General features: G+C 41.2%; 13 protein-coding genes. 5 read left to right on the forward strand and 8 right to left on the reverse strand.

The genetic code is table 11. The features are described from left to right. Positions 1–7: 7 nt before the first annotated feature. Genes HMPREF1521_RS06290 through pduB form a run of 3 tightly spaced genes read right to left on the reverse strand, consistent with a single transcriptional unit; the run spans position 8 to position 3,100 of the window. Positions 8–706, reverse strand: a complete 699-nt coding sequence (locus tag HMPREF1521_RS06290; protein ID WP_105090747.1) for a propanediol/glycerol family dehydratase medium subunit — start codon at positions 704–706, stop codon at positions 8–10. A 9-nt stretch (positions 707–715) separates the two neighbouring features. Then, positions 716–2,377 carry a propanediol/glycerol family dehydratase large subunit gene (locus HMPREF1521_RS06295; RefSeq protein WP_038117220.1) on the reverse strand — a complete coding sequence of 554 codons (1,662 nt, stop codon included), beginning with the start codon at positions 2,375–2,377 and terminating at the stop codon, positions 716–718. Between the two features lie 21 nt (positions 2,378–2,398). Next, entirely contained in the window at positions 2,399–3,100 is a 702-nt protein-coding gene (gene pduB, locus HMPREF1521_RS06300; protein WP_038117221.1) for a propanediol utilization microcompartment protein PduB, read from the reverse strand. A 458-nt stretch (positions 3,101–3,558) separates the two neighbouring features. Between pduB and HMPREF1521_RS06305 the strand changes: the two genes are divergently transcribed. After that, complete coding sequence (locus HMPREF1521_RS06305) at positions 3,559–4,449, forward strand: PocR ligand-binding domain-containing protein (RefSeq protein ID WP_038117222.1); 891 nt, start codon at positions 3,559–3,561, stop codon at positions 4,447–4,449. 109 nt (positions 4,450–4,558) lie between these two features. On the opposite strand, the gene HMPREF1521_RS06310 is transcribed toward HMPREF1521_RS06305, so the two are convergent. The 5 genes from HMPREF1521_RS06310 to HMPREF1521_RS06330 all read right to left on the reverse strand — a co-directional run bounded on the left by HMPREF1521_RS06310 (position 4,559) and on the right by HMPREF1521_RS06330 (position 11,012). Next, positions 4,559–5,392, reverse strand: a complete 834-nt coding sequence (locus HMPREF1521_RS06310) for a MetQ/NlpA family ABC transporter substrate-binding protein (RefSeq protein ID WP_038117223.1) — start codon at positions 5,390–5,392, stop codon at positions 4,559–4,561. A gap of 345 nt (positions 5,393–5,737) precedes the next feature. After that, entirely contained in the window at positions 5,738–7,051 is a 1,314-nt protein-coding gene (locus HMPREF1521_RS06315) for a DUF389 domain-containing protein (protein WP_038117228.1), read from the reverse strand. Between the two features lie 9 nt (positions 7,052–7,060). Further along, a complete protein-coding gene (locus HMPREF1521_RS06320; protein WP_038117229.1) occupies positions 7,061–8,098 on the reverse strand; it encodes a nicotinate-nucleotide--dimethylbenzimidazole phosphoribosyltransferase in 1,038 nt (345 codons plus the stop codon). Positions 8,099–8,387: 289 nt separating this feature from the next. Continuing rightward, positions 8,388–9,707 (reverse strand): dicarboxylate/amino acid:cation symporter, encoded by a 1,320-nt coding sequence (locus tag HMPREF1521_RS06325; protein ID WP_038117230.1) that lies wholly within the window; start codon positions 9,705–9,707, stop codon positions 8,388–8,390. Positions 9,708–9,839: 132 nt separating this feature from the next. Beyond that, positions 9,840–11,012, reverse strand: a complete 1,173-nt coding sequence (locus HMPREF1521_RS06330; protein WP_038117231.1) for an iron-containing alcohol dehydrogenase — start codon at positions 11,010–11,012, stop codon at positions 9,840–9,842. 155 nt (positions 11,013–11,167) lie between these two features. Here HMPREF1521_RS06330 and HMPREF1521_RS06335 point away from each other — a divergent pair, with 155 nt between their 5' ends. The 4 genes from HMPREF1521_RS06335 to HMPREF1521_RS06350 all read left to right on the forward strand — a co-directional run bounded on the left by HMPREF1521_RS06335 (position 11,168) and on the right by HMPREF1521_RS06350 (position 17,326). After that, complete coding sequence (locus tag HMPREF1521_RS06335) at positions 11,168–12,721, forward strand: hypothetical protein (RefSeq protein WP_038117232.1); 1,554 nt, start codon at positions 11,168–11,170, stop codon at positions 12,719–12,721. Between the two features lie 265 nt (positions 12,722–12,986). Then, on the forward strand, positions 12,987–15,269 hold the full coding sequence (locus HMPREF1521_RS06340; RefSeq protein ID WP_038117233.1) for a ribonucleoside-diphosphate reductase subunit alpha: 2,283 nt from the start codon (positions 12,987–12,989) through the stop codon (positions 15,267–15,269). A gap of 116 nt (positions 15,270–15,385) precedes the next feature. Then, complete coding sequence (locus HMPREF1521_RS06345) at positions 15,386–16,414, forward strand: ribonucleotide-diphosphate reductase subunit beta (protein ID WP_038117234.1); 1,029 nt, start codon at positions 15,386–15,388, stop codon at positions 16,412–16,414. Positions 16,415–16,519: 105 nt separating this feature from the next. Continuing rightward, entirely contained in the window at positions 16,520–17,326 is an 807-nt protein-coding gene (locus HMPREF1521_RS06350) for an alpha/beta fold hydrolase (protein WP_038117235.1), read from the forward strand. The last annotated feature ends 6 nt before the right edge of the window (positions 17,327–17,332 follow it).

Raw genomic sequence — 17,332 nt, forward strand, 5'->3', positions numbered from 1 at the left:
AACCTCCTTATACAGTGACACGAACTTCATCAGCCGGCTTACCTTTTACTACATGCTTAGTTTCTTTAATATGAAGCAATGCAGACAATGCTTGGTATTTCGGTCGAGCCATTTGATCGTTCAAGGTGGGTACTGGTGTTGGTGATTCGCCCTTAGCGTATTTAGCAGCATTTTTACCGATAGCACGGTATGTTTCAGCCGTTAATAGTGGTGCTTGAGGGAATAATTCCAAGTTTGAAAGTGGTTGTAAGTCGCGTTGATGAATCAATGTTGTACCTTTAGATTGAATACCGATACATACACCAGATCCAGAAATAGAATCGCCTTCAACGGCTACGGCCGCTACGTCAGAGGATCGATATACACGAATCACGCGAGCTTTAAGTCCTTCCTCTTCAATGCCTGCTACCACTTGGCGAATTACTTCTTGATGCGGTACACCAACAATGGTTTGTCGTTGACTACGACCAAAGGCAGGGCCTACAGCAATAACTACTTCATCGGCGCTTGTACCAGCTTGTGCTGGGCCACCAGTTTGTAGCCAACTATCGTCACCAGTTGGGTCTTCATGTCTAGATGCCGCACTTGGTGCGGTGCTTTCACCAACATTAGCCTTGAATTGTGGTGCCTCATGAACACCACCCATTTCTTGTAATACGTCCAGGATAATAGAGCGTAATACATCTCTGTTAATTTCAGCCATCATGACACCTCCTTATATATCCCGTGGATCAATGGCATTTGGAATATCTTTAATACGTTCCCAATCTTCACCTTCCACACGATACCCTGTGCCAACACCTTGATAGTCATTTCTATTATTAATCGCAGAAATAACGTTGAAATCACGGTCAAAAATGGCCGATGTTTGTAAGTAATCGCCGGTGATTTTTTGTTTTAATAGACTCAAAACACTTTGTGCTACATCAGTATGACCTTCTTTAGCTAATCCTTTTACAAAGTCAACGCCTGTAACACCGCGATTCAACAAGTCTTGAGCCGCTTTAATATCTGCAACCTTGTCGCGAGGAGGCATATCTTTAGACCCATTCGCATAGGTAGCAGCCTCTACCTCTTGATCTGTAATTGGAGGCAAACCTAATGATTTGAACAAAGCTTGAAGCGCACGAGCAGCTTTATTTCGAACTTCCACCACTTCTTCTTCACGAGCAGGAATAAGACCACCATTTACCTTAAGGTCACGTTGAATAACTGTCCAGTCATCATAGTCCTCTGCATCCCAGTTGGAACCAGCAAACATGTTGTCATAGTTTGGTGTAGAGCTATAACCAGAGCAGATAAAATCAGTACCAGGTGCAAATTGCATCAATGTACGTGCTGTTCTGCGCAAATCAGAGTGACTGAATGTTTGGTCATTACTAGATGCACATTCAAGGTCAAGCATAGCTGCTACAAGATTTTCTGCTAATACAGCGCGGATACCAGAAGGTACAGCTGCAGGAATACCGATACAGCTTACAGAACCATTTTGGATACCTTGTACGCCAGCTCCTTTTGTAATGTATAAACAACGGATTTCAAGGTACAACATAGATTTACCTTCCGCTTGGCCCATTTGTACTTCAGAACCCGTACCAGAAGTGAAACGCATTTTTAGGCCCCGAGAAGCATAAGCAGATGCAAGGAAACCTTTAGACCAAGGTGTATCATCACCATCGGTAAATACGTCTTCAGTACCATATACGGAAATTGTTTCTGCGTAGGCTGTAAAACCACGCATGCCAAGTTCCAATTCTGTTGCTTCTTCCAAGGAGCATTGAGTCAATACACCTGGTCGACCACATTGAGAGCCTACAAGTAAGCTAATCGCATTTAGTGGTGCATAACGAGCAACAGCTACAGTGGTTTCTTCTTCTGCAAAACCACGAAGTGCACCTTCTGCTGCATCTGCTGCAATTTGTACTGGGTTATCGTTTACGTTCGTTACATGGGCTTGGTTTGCCATTGTACGACGAGCACGCATTTTTTGCATACATTGCATCATCTCAACAACGTTCATAGAACAAACAACTTCAAGCATTTTAGCAGGAGTAATAGATTTACAAATCTTAACGATTTCTTCACGAGGTACTGATGGTGTGAGCATCATATTAGCAATCTCTTTTGAGTCTTTTGACATTGCTTGTTGAGCACCATCGAGAACGATACCGTAATTTGCAATGAATGTATCGATAAGATCAAAGTCTTCGCGGCGTTTACCGTCAAGTTCAACAATACGGCCCCCTTCGATTACGAGGCTAGGTTTTGGATCTTGAGGAGATTCCATGGCTATAAAACCTTCCTCCACCCATTCCTTTACATAACCATCCTGATTGACCGGACGTTGACTTAAGACTTCGAAACGTTTTGATTTCATAGGGCATACCATCCTTTCAGATTAGATATAGGAAGGGGCTCCGTTCACTGGTTCGTCACCCATCGTACCGAGCAATTGTTTACCTACTTCACGAGCAGAGATAACTGCTTGTCGTACAGCCCCAGAATCACCAGAAATCTGTAAAATTACTTCGTTAGAATTACTTGTGCCTGCAGAAGGAGATGCATAACCAATTACATCAACATTAGCAGATTTAACAGCTACATCAGCCATGACTACACCGATAGCTGCCGGTGCACCTACGATAAGGCCAAATGCTTTACCTTCAGGCGCGCCAAATGCTGTATTTACTGCATGGCTGGCACGTGCTGTATATTGTAACTCAATGTGCCCCGCATCATTTCCATATACATCACCAAAAGTACGTTCCACTTCAGCTAGAGCTACTTCAATAGCACGTTTTACATCAGATACATCATCACCACCAAAAATGATAAGTGAACCATGTCCTGCACCACCTTTTGTATCACGAGGTAGTTCAATACTAACAATTTCAGTATTTGTTGCCTTGACTGCTTCATCAGCAGCCATAATATGTGGCCCAGCACCAGTACGAGCACCTAAAATACCAATAGATCGATATTTTTTCTTCAGTTGCATCGCATCTAATACTTGTTGATCTACATTAGCAATTACAAGACCTATAGTATCACCAGTTTTACTAGTACCTACAAATTCAGTTAATCCACATGTTATCGCCATAATACCCTCCTTAGCCATAATGAAAGTATTTTTCTATAGGGTTTTTCATTTGTATTTCATATATATACAACAAACCACCCCATACACTATATAACTTTATAGAGCATGCTTTGCTATTCAATCTCTGTCCATTGGGCTCAATCCTTTCTCAATTTATGTAACGACAGTATTTATCTACTTTTATTATAAAAATTTTGAAATACAACATTTTTATGTATATTCATAAAATGCAATTTTTCTATTACCAAAATACTATAATCCTGTTATACTTATACATATAAAGGCGAATAAGTATTAATAATAACCTAAGGTTATATGTATATGAATTTTAAGTGGCATATCACTTTTCTCTTTTCTTAGGCTTATAATTCCCCCTACTAAATAAAGAGTAGGTAGAGCTACTATAGCACAGTACGCTTACCAGACCTCTTAATATATTAGTGATTGGAGGTTTCCCTATGATTTGTACACAAGAAGATGCGAAACTTATTAACGAAATCATGCGTGATTTCACAAATATTACAAAAATTGCGGCTATATTTGTCAATAATCGAGGTAAAGTATTATCTCAAGAATATAATTTTTCACCATTTTGCAAAGTAGTAAGACGTAACCCAGCATATGCACGCCGATGCAATCAATGTGATCTATATGGTGGTTTAGATGCTACAAAAGAGTTATCTTCATGTCCATACCGATGCCATATGGGACTTATAGACTTCTCTGTTCCTGTTATGAAAGATGGTGCTATTTTAGGCTTTATCATGGCAGGCCAAGCAAAAACTGAAGATACTACAATTAAACCTATCTTGCCTACGCAAACAAATTGGCACGACAACACAAAACTTCGGACGCTTTACCAATCATTACCAAGCCTGACGGCAGAACAAATCTACAGTGCTACAAAGGTTTTACGTATTCTAGTTGCACACTTCTTTCCATTCAATGATTTATCAGTAGAAGAACTACCTTACGGGAAATTACCAAACTTTGTTGAAACAGAGCGTCCTATTAATCGTCCAGAAATACGAAAGGCAATCTTATACATAGAAAAAAACCTGAGTAAACGCGTTTCACTCAGGCGAATTTCAGAACATATTCATTTAAGCGAGTCCTATTTCTCTAAGATTTTTAAAGATGACACAGGACTTTCAGTAGTTCAATATATAACACTACTACGTATACAGGAAGCAAAAAAATTATTAGTATATTCCCAATTAACGGTCAACCAGATCAGTAAAACACTAGGCTACAACAGGACCAGTTATTTCTGTAAGATATTTAAAATGGCTACCACTGAAACGCCACATTCATATCGGAAGAAATATGCGAAACCAATTGATGCATAATATAACAAAAAGGTGTAACACCAATGGTGCTACACCTTTTTTTGTATCTATAAAGTTATGTCATAAGAGAGTATTAAATTTAATACATATATGTTATTACAATCATTGATTAGAACGCTGGGATGATAGCCCCTTTGTAATGTTCTTCAATGAACTTCTTAACTTCTAGAGATTGTAATGCTTTAGCTAATTTTTGAATAACTGGTTTATTTTCATCACCAGGGTTAACGGAAAGAAGATTTGCATATGGAGAGTCAGCTTTTTCTACGAACAAGCCATCTTTTGTAGGATTAAGACCAGCTGGTAATGCATAGTTAGCATTGATTACAGCTGCGTCTAAGTCTTGAATGGAACGAGGAATTTGGGCTGCCTCTAACTCTGTAATTTGGATATTTTTAGGGTTGCTAGTCACATCAAATGGTGTATTAGTCAAACCAGTTGGGTCTTTCAAAGTTACAAGACCTGCACTTTGCAACAAAAGAAGTGCACGAGCACTGTTTGTTGGATCAGATGGAATCGCTACTTTTCCTCCATTAGGCAAATCTTTCAAATCTTTGATTTTTTGAGAGTAAATAGCCAATGGTTCGATGTGAACTGGTGCAAAGCTTACGAAGTTTGTACCATGATCTTTATTGAAATTATTTTGGTAAGGCACGTTAGCAAAGAAGTTTGCATCTACTTCTTTACTGGACAACGCCATATTTGGTTGGATGTAGTCCGTAAATTCAATGATTTGAAGATCTACACCTTCCTTAGCCAATAAAGGCTTAATTTGATTTAAGATTTCAGCATGAGGTACAGGGTTCGCTGCTACCTTTAACACCTCTGCTTTAGAACTACCAGCACTGCTGGAACTTGTGTCATTTGTGGAAGATCCACAACCACTAATCAATAAGGACGCGCCTAATACGGCCGTCGCTGCTAATGCTAACCATTTTTTCATGTAATCCTCCTATCTACAATAAACACCTACATCTATTGACGAGGACTCACGCGTATACAACACACGTAGATCATGTATCTACATTTAATTATTTAATAATTTCGATGTTGTAAGTATAGCAATTTAAATCCTACTTGTATAATAGTTTTTATATATCAATTAATATAACCAAAATCTATAGCAAGATAAAAGTAATTACATTTAACTATGCCAAGTACATAAAAACGGTACTAAGATGATTCCCCATACTACTAGGTAATATACCTAATAGGTGAAATCAAACTTAGTACCGTTATAAATATTGCTTTATATAATAAACAATCTAATCAAAATCAAAAAATCAACTTATAGAGTTGACGTTGTTTGCTCGATAGAAATAGTTACAGGTGCTGATAATTTAGCCTCTAGCCAAGCTTTTATTCGTTCCAAATCTGCATCAGATACAGTGGACGTGGTATAGATAATCACCATATAGCGATTCGCTTTAGGCTGTTCTAAATTATCTATCAAAGGCATGCCTTCCACTTTACTTACAAATGGGAACAACGCCTTTGCTTCAGCTTCTGTCGTTTTCATAGTATTTATAGTTTCACTTACTAATTGATAAGTCGGCTGGTACAGATTACTCAAGTTTTTATATGTTTCAAGATTCTCTGAAGATTTATTCAAGTTCGTCTTATCCATAGTAGATTTTTTCTCATCTACGCTATTAACAAATCGTAATGTATAAGGCTGCAAGTACTCATCCTTCTGTAACTTGTCATCCAACTGGGCTTGCTCCTCTAAATTCACAGGAGCTCCTATAACTACTAAGTCTACTAGCTTATTCGTTCGATCCAATGAATAATCAATCACTTGTCGACGTCCATCTTGATTAATATCGTTCTTAATAAACTGCTCTATATGATTTGACTCAGAATACTTGATGGTCATATCATAGCCTGCATAAATACTTGGTATAGCCATAATAAGACCAATCACAAGAAATATTAGCTGATTACGACGAATAAGCTCTTCTGCTTGTTTATGGAATGGCAAACTATATACACCCTTTAAAACAATAAAAGATGCAAAGAAGATAAAGAATGCATTTATAAAGAATAGATAGCTAGCCCCAAAGAAATAGTTCCAATTTCCATTAGCAAGTCCAAATCCTGCCGTACATAGTGGTGGCATAAGTGCAGTCGCAATCGCAACCCCTGGTATAACATTATCTAAGGTCTTACGCGTTTGCCCAATAATCCCGGCTAACCCACCAAATATAGCAATGAATACATCAAAAATACTCGGTTCTGTACGCGCTAATAGTTCAGATGTAGCCGTCTGAACGGGAGAAATATAAAAATATAAAGTAGATGCCAAAACAGCAATCATAATCTGTAAGGACAATCTTAAAATAGCACTTTTCACAACTGTAAAATTAAGCGTAGCAAAGCCAAACCCAGTTGCTAGAATAGGTCCCATCAACGGCGATATAAGCATAGCACCAATAATAACTGCTGTACTATTCATATTCAACCCAATAGAGGCAATAAACATAGAGAGGATTAGGATAACCAACGCAGGACCCTTAATCTTAGCCCCACCTATCAACCTTTTAGCAATAGTTGCATCATCAGCTCGCTCAAAATGTATATCAAAGTATTTATTTATTTCCATTCTTCTTCCTTATAATTTCATCAGCTCTGCAAAGGTGCCCACATTTACAAACATATGCTGCGTTGTTTTTAGCATTTGCACCATCAAAATGGCTCCTGTGCCTTCTCCCATCGACATTTGTGCTTGAATAGGAACCATGTCTTGAGTGATTCCCACCTCAGCTAAAGCGATTTCCGTACCTTTTTCTTTAGAATAATGCGATGGCAATGCATAGTCCTTAACACGAGCGTTTATGTGCGTTGCACAAGCAGCTGCCACAGATGTTATAAAGCCGTCAATAATAAAAGGCTTTTCAAAATCTACACAAGCTAGCATTGCACCAAGAATAGCAGCAATATCAAAGCCTCCTACATGAGCTACGATTTTACGAACTCGGTCAGACTCATGTTCAGAAACTATATTGTTCTTATGATGCTCTAAAACAGACCGAACAAAATCAATTTTATGCTTCATCAGCTCTGGTTTGTCTGACCAGGAACCAGGACCTACGGTTTCCGTTGGCTTAGCTCCAGTTAATGCAGACAAAACACAAGCAGAGGTTGTTGTATTACCCAAGCCCATTTCACCAAAGGAGAACAGATTGATTCCTTGTTCTACATAATGTTGAATCCGTTCATATCCAGCTTGAAAGGCGCTATTAAATTCATCCTCAGCCATGGCAGGATGGTTCAAAATATTCTTTGTACCCTTCGCTACTTTGCGATCCACACCAATACCATCATCTGAGGCAATTCCTACGTCTACAACCTCATAAGGAATATTGTTAAAGTTACAAAATTGTGTAGCCGATGAACGCCCTAGTAACATATTACGAGACTGCTTTTGTGTCACCTCGTAGTTATAACCTACATAGCCTTCCATGTTACAACCATTATCGGCAGAAAATATGATATGCTGTGGTCGAATTTCACCATTAATCTCGCCCCAAGCCGTGCAAATTTTGCGAAAATACATTTCCCATAAACCAAGACCTCCTGGGATGAGACATTTCGGTTGAAGAAATTTATTTAATTGTTTCTCTATAGGTAATACTGACTTATCTTTCATTCTAATCTCTAGTCCGCAACTAATATGCCAACTAGCCTTCTGTTAATTCGATATTATTCTATATGAAAGTATAACATAAATTACATATCTAGTAATGTGACTATTGTTAGTTTTTAAAAATATAATTTAGTTTTGAATTTTAGTCTTTTAGCATCTATATTTTTAGTTAAAATTATCATTATATCATTACAATCAATCTAGCAGATAAAAAAGGTTATCCCCTCACAGGATAACCTTTTATTTGAGTTATATAATTAAGTATTTTCTTAAACTTATCTAACCTACGAAATTAAGCACCTTGGAATTGTGGCATATCATCACCACTGGAGTCGTCCAATTTACCCTGAAGGTCATGGTCAACCATGGCACACACAGATGCATCAGACCAAACGTTTTCAGCAGTTTCAATCATGTCGATAATCGTATAGATTGGCAAGATGATACCCAGCAAGCCGATTGGTGCACCGATGGAGCTCATCAAGGACAAGGTCAAGAAATAGCAGCCCATTGGAACCCCCGCATTACCGATAGCGGCGAGAACAGCAATAAATAGCCATGCCACCATCGTACCGATAGTCAACTCAATACCCGCATTTTGCATTACAAACAGGGATGTAACGAGAATGAAAGCTGCACAGCCGTTCATATTGATGGTTGTACAGATCGGCAATACGAAGCGCGCCACTGCAGGATGTGCTTTCAGGTTATCCTCGGCGGATGCCAATGTTACAGGCAATGTTGCGGCCGATGATTTTGTAAATAATGCAACCGCTACGGCCGGAGACATCTTGCGAAATACGTCAACCGGGTTTAAACCGCGGAACAGCAGGAACAACGGAATTACGATAAAGAATTGAATCAAGTTCCCGCCGATAACAACAGCAGTGTATTTGCCTAATGCACCTACGATGACACCGGCTTCGATTTGTGCGGACAATTGCCCCGCAAAGGCAAGAATACCGATTGGCAACACATAAAGCAACGCTTTAATCAAGGTAAACAATAATTCCTGTAAACCGAACAAGACTTTCAATACCGCCTCGCGACCTTCCGTACGAGGCATAAAAGCAAAGGCCAAACCGACAGAAGCGGAAATGAACATCACGGACAATACATTTGCCTGCAGGTACGGTTGCAAGATATTGTTAGGGATTACGGATAAAAAGTGATCGTAATACGTTACGGCGCCCAATTTTTCAGGCACCTGAGCCGCCCCTGCGCCGATTACATCCAATGGTAAATTACCCGGCGCAATCCAGAGGTACAAGCCGAGACCGACGGCGGCGGCACAAATTGTAGTCAACAACGTATAAACCACAGCATGACCGAAGATACGGCCCGTATCCTTTTTAGCGCCCAGCATAGACAATGTGGTAATAACCGCTAATGATACGGTCGGTATCGCAATAAACTGGAACAACCGCGTAAACACAGCGGCAATGAAATTGAAAAGATCATTGAGCACAGGAATATGCTGCCAGCCCAGAATCGCGCCAATGATGAGCGCCCCCATCCACAAGATAAACTGGCGCAACTTACCTTGGCCTCGGCTCTTTAAGGTAATCTCCTGCGCTAAAGCATCAACTTTTTTATTATTCTGCTCTGCCATAAAACACCTCACAATAAACTACTAAGGGAGACTATAAAGCTCCAATCCTATAAACCGGAAAACATAAATTTTTCGGTCTCTTTGTAAAACCTATTATAAAGATATGCTTTAATGATGTCAATAATAACAAAATCACATCATTTTCTCATACAACATTTCAATATCCTCACGGCTCACATCAGCCATAGTATTTGCCAGATTCCCCGCCGCTACGACGTATACATTATCGACGAGCCAGGGGATATCCTGTTTGGTAAATCCTAGTTTCGTAAGGTTCGTGGTTAAGTCCAGCTCATCCACCACGCTTCGTAATGCCTCACCGAGTTCAGATCCGTCCCCATGATTAAAAATACGTGCTAAAGCGCCAAATTTCTCCGGATTCCCGTTCCATGTATAGTCCACCACAACAGGTTCAATCACGGCCAGACCGACGCCATGCGTAATGCCTTTAAGGCCACTGGCCGGATGCTCCATGCCGTGTCCAAGTGTTACACCGGCCGTATTGATGACCATACCGCCGATCGTGCTGGCAAGGGTCACCGATTCCCACGCATGTTTACATTGTTCATCAGATAGTGTACCGGCCTGTCCGTTAGCAACGGCTTTCACATGACGATAAAGAGGCACCAGGCATTGTGCCAACAATGTTACCGCATGGTGTGCCAACGCATCCGTAAAAGGCTGCGCCGTTTTCGATGTGTACGCCTCGATATTATGACACAACGCATCAAATCCGACAGATGCCAATACATGCGGCGGCATCGTTCCCATTACACCGGGATCCACTATGGATACCTTCGGTACGATGGCATTGCAACGCAAGGATTTTTTATCACCCGTCTCCGGATTCGTCAATACGCCAAAGCCGTTCCCTTCAGATCCAGTGCCACATGTCGTCGGGATGACTACGAGGGGAAGTGCATTCTCACTCGTTTTCCGATTGAAAATATAATCGTTAATATCCCCGTCGTTCACCGCCATGAAGGCAATGCCTTTCGCACAGTCCATGATAGATCCCCCACCGATAGCGAGGACCATGTCACATCCTTCAGACTTGGCTAATGCGGCGCCGTCCAAAGCCGTCGTTGTCAACGGATTAGCATCGACCTTGTCAAACAGTACATGATCAATATATGCCGCATCAAGCTTTGCCACTACGCGGTCATATAAACCGGACTTTTTGGCACTGGTCCGCCCCGTCACGATGAGTGCTTTGTTGCCGTATGCTTTCACATACTCGGAAACACTGTCCACCTTATTCCAACCGAATTCAATATGCACCGGCAAAAAATATGAAAACTCCATTGCGCTACCTCTTTTCTATTAACATCCATGTCTTACCGCTATTGTAATGTAATTCACTATACATGTAAAACCTCAAAAATCTCATAGGACTTTCACCACAAAACAAGTATACTATGTATAAGCGGGAGACTATATGTTTAGAAGGAGAACAACCTATGAAATTTGCACTGACGCATTTATGGTCATCATTGAAAAACCTGGCAAAAGATTCGCCCCTGTTATTAATTCTGATCATTCTGTTTTCTTGCACGCCGTTCTACATTAATACTGACTGGTTTGCCCAGATAAATACTATATTCTACATAATGTATTCGGTCATCATCATATTACAATCATATATAACGCGCGAACGAAGGTATTCCCTATTATTCACCATAGTCAGTATTATCATCGCCGCAGGATTACATACAATTTATAAAACATACCAGGATATACCTGGCATTAAAATGGCCATTGAAAACATGACAGCCCTCTGGCTGTATTCCATGATTACCCTCTATTTCACGTCCGCCGACGGCCACTATATAGGGGAAATCATCAATCGGCTCAAGCGTATCGGTATCACCATCGTTTCCTCCCTGCTGTACAACATCATCATTGCCATGAGTTTGTGGTTCTTATATATCATTTTAGGCGATGTCTTTCCCTTTAAGGAGACCACGTTCAAGATATTGGTATCAATCAACCTGTTTATCTGTACGACCATGATCTGCTCGTACAGGGAATCCCCTGAAGGTCCTCCCGAACCGGGTTCATTCTTTACCGTTGTGTTCGGCGTTATTATCCCTAAGGCGTCAATCATAACGGGCATCCTTGCGAACATCTATCTAGTTTTAATTCTGTTGGGTCTTCGCGATGACACGCGATTCCTCTACACGTATTATCCGTATGTGTCGCTGTTCTATCTGTTCTACTTGGCCAGTTTCAGATCTACTGAAAGAAGCAAAACACAGCAGCTACTCTGTTTCTTTTTCATTACGTTGACACTGTTGTGCTTATGCCTCATCGGCAAACGCGTTATTAATGAACCTGTGCTTTGGCTCAACACGATTTACGTTGCCGCCTTCAACTTGATTTTCCTCGCCTACAACCTCTATTCCCTTGTAAAACGATTAACGCCGTCAGTACATACGTCTATCATGGCACTCGCGTTAGGGGCTGTCCTCTTAATGCCTGCTATCGGTTACACATCCTATATGGAATTTACCACCTACGATTACGATGGTGAAAGCTGGCAGCCGCATCTGGATATTGCCAGAACCTTCTCACCGGATTACAGTGCCTACAAAGTACAAAAAGACGATGAAATGAAAACGAAACAGGAGGAATCTGAAAATACGATCAAGCTGCAAACAATCAACTTCAAAGCGATTGAGCAGCCCGAGGTTGTTTCCATCGGGGACTACAATAATTTCATTTCCCATAAAGAATTAAAATTATATGAGCCCACCACACGTACAGCGGAAACAGCTACTGTCGACTTCAGTACAATCAAATTCAATCTGGTCAATGACGGGAAGGATTTAGAGGTATTTTTACCGAACGGCATCATGGAAACTCACCATATCTATGATACGCTCCTTACTGTCGACAAAAATTCTACAAAACCGGTCGTCATCGAAGGTACCGACTATAGACTTTATATCTATTCCTACTTCTTTAACGAGTACGGAACGCGTAGCATTACATTTAATGTACTATACAAATAAATGATTAAGTGATTCTACCTGACATTCTCAATCCATATCGATTACTGTGAATTAACTTTATTGATATTTTTCTAAATGTCAATATTGAATATATAGAATTTTTTCGCTATAATCGTAACATACTGTATAAACCAAATAAGAAAACTACCATATATAGTAGTTTTCTTATTTTTCTGATTAGACTTTCATTAAAGATAGTTTATATTTTTCAGTCTAATCTTATGTATGCTTTAAGTAACAGTTTTAAGACGTAAGGGGAACCATAATGGAGATTATGATCAAGAAACGGGATGGCCACGTCGAGCCGTTATCCGTTGAAAAAACAAAACGCATGATTGCCTTCGCATGTTTGGGGTTGGACTCTTGTGATCCGCTTGAGCTGGAAATGGATGCGAAATTACAGTTCGTTGACGGCATGACCACCAAGGAAATTCAAAAAACGCTCGTTCAAACGGCCATCGAAAAGGTTATCTCAAAGAAAGATGACGGTTTCGGCAATCAAGTCAACAAGATGAATCAGGATTGGCAATTCGTGGCGGCGCGCCTCTTCTTGTTCGATCTCTACAAGGAAGCTGCTATCACACGCCGTTACAAGGCATTCGGTTACGGCAACTTCCCGAACCTCGTGCAAATGTTGGTGGATGAGAAAAAATACGCCGACTTCTTCGTTACGGAATATACGCCTGACGAACTGCAGGAATTGGGCGATTACATCAAACCGAAGCGGGATTATCTCTTTAACTATGAAGGCCTTAAATTATTGGCGGACCGCTACCTGGTGAAAGGCTTCAACAAGGAAATCTACGAATTACCACAGGAGCGTTTCATGGCTATCGCCATGCATCTTGCACTCGTCGAAGGCGACAAAAAAGTAGAATATGCTAAGAAGTTCTACGACTTGATGAGCCAGTTAAAAATGACGACGGCCACCCCTACATTGGCAAATGCGGGCACGCCGTTCCATCAATTATCCTCCTGCTTCATTTCCGGTGTAGATGATAATTTGTGGTCCATCTATGATGTAAACAGCAAATTCTCCCGCGTATCCAAGCACGGTGGCGCCCTCGGTATCTATCTCGGCAAAGTTCGCGCATTGAACTCCGACATTCGAGGCTTTAAAAACTCCTCCGGCGGCGTTATCCCTTGGATTCGCCTATATAATGATACGGCTGTTGCCGTAGATCAGTTAGGCAAACGTAAAGGCGGTGCAACGGTAACGCTCGACATTTGGCACAAGGACTTCTACGAATTCGTAGAACTTCGCACGAACAATGGCGACGATCGTCGTAAGGCTCACGATATTTTCCCGGCCGTATCCATTCCGAACATCTTCATGGAACGCATGATAGCACGCGAAAACTTCACGCTCTTCGACCCTCATGAAGTATTGTCCGTAAAGGGTTACTCCCTCGAGGACTACTTCGATACGGATGACGAAAAAGAATTTACGAAACGCTATATCGAGTGCGAACAGGATCCCAACTTGCACGGCATCGAAGTGCCGGCGCTGGACATGATGAAAAAAATCATGCGTTCCGCCGTTGAAACGGGTACGCCGTTCATCTTCTTCCGCGATACGGTAAATGCGGCAAACCCTAACAAGCATGCGGGCATGATTTACGCATCCAACTTATGCCATGAAATCGCTCAAAACGTGGGCTTTACAAATCTCAATGAAGAAATCATCAACGAAGACGGCAGCATCACGACGAAAACAAATACGGGCGACATGGTAACGTGTAATTTGAACTCCATCAGCTTGGGACGCATTACGGATGACGAATTGGAGGCGAACATCGCCCTTCAGATCCGAATGCTCGATAATGTTATTTCCATCAACCAGGCACCGGTACCGGAATCCCGCATAACATCCGATAAATACCGCGCCATCGGCCTCGGTACATCCGGTTATCACCACTACCTCGTCAACCACAAGATTCAATGGGAATCCGACGAACACATCCAAATAGCGGATAAACTCTTCGAAGACATCGCTTTCTATGCGATCAAAGCGTCTATGGAACTGGCAAAGGAAAAAGGTGCCTACCCTGCTTTCAAAGGATCTGAATGGGAAACAGGCGAATACTTTACACGCCGCGGCTATACATCCGACCGCTGGAAGCAGTTGGCTAACGATGTGGCTAAATACGGCATCCGCAACGGTTATCTGATGGCGGTGGCCCCTACGGGATCCACTTCGAACATCGCTAATACCACGGCCGGCATCGACCCGATTTTCAAGAAATTCTTCATCGAAGAGAAAAAAGGTTCTTTCACACCGAAAACAGCGCCGGATTTGAACAACGAAACATTCTGGCTCTACAAAGAGGCTCATACAATCGACCAGCAATGGTCCATCAAGGCTTGCGGCGTTCGTCAACGTCACATCGACCAGGCGCAGTCCTTTAACCTGTATATCACGCCGCAAATGAAGGCGAAAGAAATCCTCGACCTTTACATTGAGGCCTATAAACAGGGGATTAAGACGATTTACTACATCCGCAACCAGTCCCTTGAAATGGACGAATGTACGAGCTGTTCTTCTTAATTGATCAGCACCGGTTTCTGTGAAAGCCGACGTTCTATCGATGCTTTCACCCATACTATAAATCTGATGACGACCTATATTTCTATAGGTCGCATCGCTGTATACAGGAGATTATCATGGATAAAAAACTCATATTTAACGAAAACGGCGACCGCGGCACACAGGCCATGATTGGCGGCAACACGACCAATCTGCGCGAATGGAACCGCATCAAATACGACTGGGCGAACCAAATGTATCGCACCATGCTCAATAATTTCTGGATTCCTGAGGAAATTTCCCTGAATGAGGACGTAAAACAGTTCCCATACTTAACGGACAATGAACGTCGCGCCTTCGATAAAATCATTTCCTTCCTGAATTTCCTCGACTCCATTCAGTCGGAAAACCTGCCTAACTTAAGTCGCTACATCACGGCCGCCGAAGTGGCATCCCTCTTGAACATACAGGCGTTCCAGGAGGAAATTCACGCGCAAAGCTATTCCTATATTCTAGATACCGTGACAAATCCGATTACACGCGACAAGATCTATGACGAATGGCGTACGGACAAGACTCTGCTCGCCCGTAACCGCTTCATCGCCGACGCATACCAACGCTTCAGCGACGATCCGAGCGAAGCAAACCTTATTCACACGATCATTGCGAACTATATCTTGGAGGGTATCTACTTCTACTCCGGATTCAGCTTCTTCTACACCTTGGCACGTCAAGGCAAGATGACCGCTACATCCACAATTTTTAAATATATCAACCGCGATGAAGTGACGCATCTTGTATTGTTCCAAAACATCATCCGCGAGTTGCGCCGTGAACGCCCTGATCTGTTCACGCCTGAACTGGAAGCAAAAATTACGGACATGATTCGACAAGGTGCGGAAAATGAAATCGAATGGGGTCAATACATTACGGACGACAAAATCCTCGGTCTCAACAACGTCCTCATCGAGCGCTACATCAAATACCTTGCGAACATCCGCTTAGAAGCGATCGGTTTGCCTCATCTATATCCTGAAATCAAGGAAAACCCTATGGAATGGATTGAAAGCTTCTCCAATTTGAACAGTACGAAAACGGACTTCTTTGAAGCGAAAGTGACAAATTATACAAAGGCGGCGGCATTCGATTTTGACGATTTAGAATAATATAGTCCATTTTCCCATAATTAAACACTTATTAATATAATCAGCATATTAAAGATAAATTAAGCACATAACTACAAGAACGCAGATAAATATATCGAGAAAGACATGAAAGAACACATACTACACACAAAATGGGGTTCTATATATTACTGGACCAATAATCTATGGCAAACAGATAAACCGACTATTTTCTGTCTTCACGGATTGACAGCGGATCATACTATGTTTAATCAGCAATTTAGTTTCTTCAATGCCTCTTATAATATGATTATATGGGATGCACCAGGACATGGTAAATCAAGACCTTTCGCTCAATTCTCCATGGATATTGCGGTAGAAATCATATATTCCATTCTACAAAAACACAATATCTCACGATTTATTGCCATAGGGCAATCATACGGCGGCTATATTGCTCAAGCGCTTATGTGTAGATATCCTGATATAATCAGTTTATTTATTGGTATTGGAACTTCTCCTTACGGTACAGATTATTATAGTAAAATGGACTTCTTTTTATTGCGCAATATGAAGTCAATTATAAAATTCTATCCATGGAAAACATTAAAAACAGCGGCCGCAAAAAAGGCCGCTGTTACAAAAGACGGATATGATAATATGACTCAAATGATCAGTATTTTTTCAAAAGGAGAATATTCGGAACTATTGCAGCAATATTATAATGCAATGATGGTAGATAACAGAAATCTACATATCACCTGTCCTGTTCTTATTATGATAGGTGAACACGATAATCTGGGCAAGGTAAAAGAATATTGTCATAAATGGCACAAAAGAACCGGATTCGATTTAGTAATAATTTCTCATGCAGGTCATAATGCCAACGTTGACAACCCAACTGAAGTAAATAAAATTATCAATAATTTTATAAAACAGTCCCTCCACACATAAATTCCC

It is taken from the genome of Veillonella sp. AS16 (genome assembly GCF_000517785.1).
Taxonomy (GTDB): domain Bacteria; phylum Bacillota; class Negativicutes; order Veillonellales; family Veillonellaceae; genus Veillonella; species Veillonella denticariosi.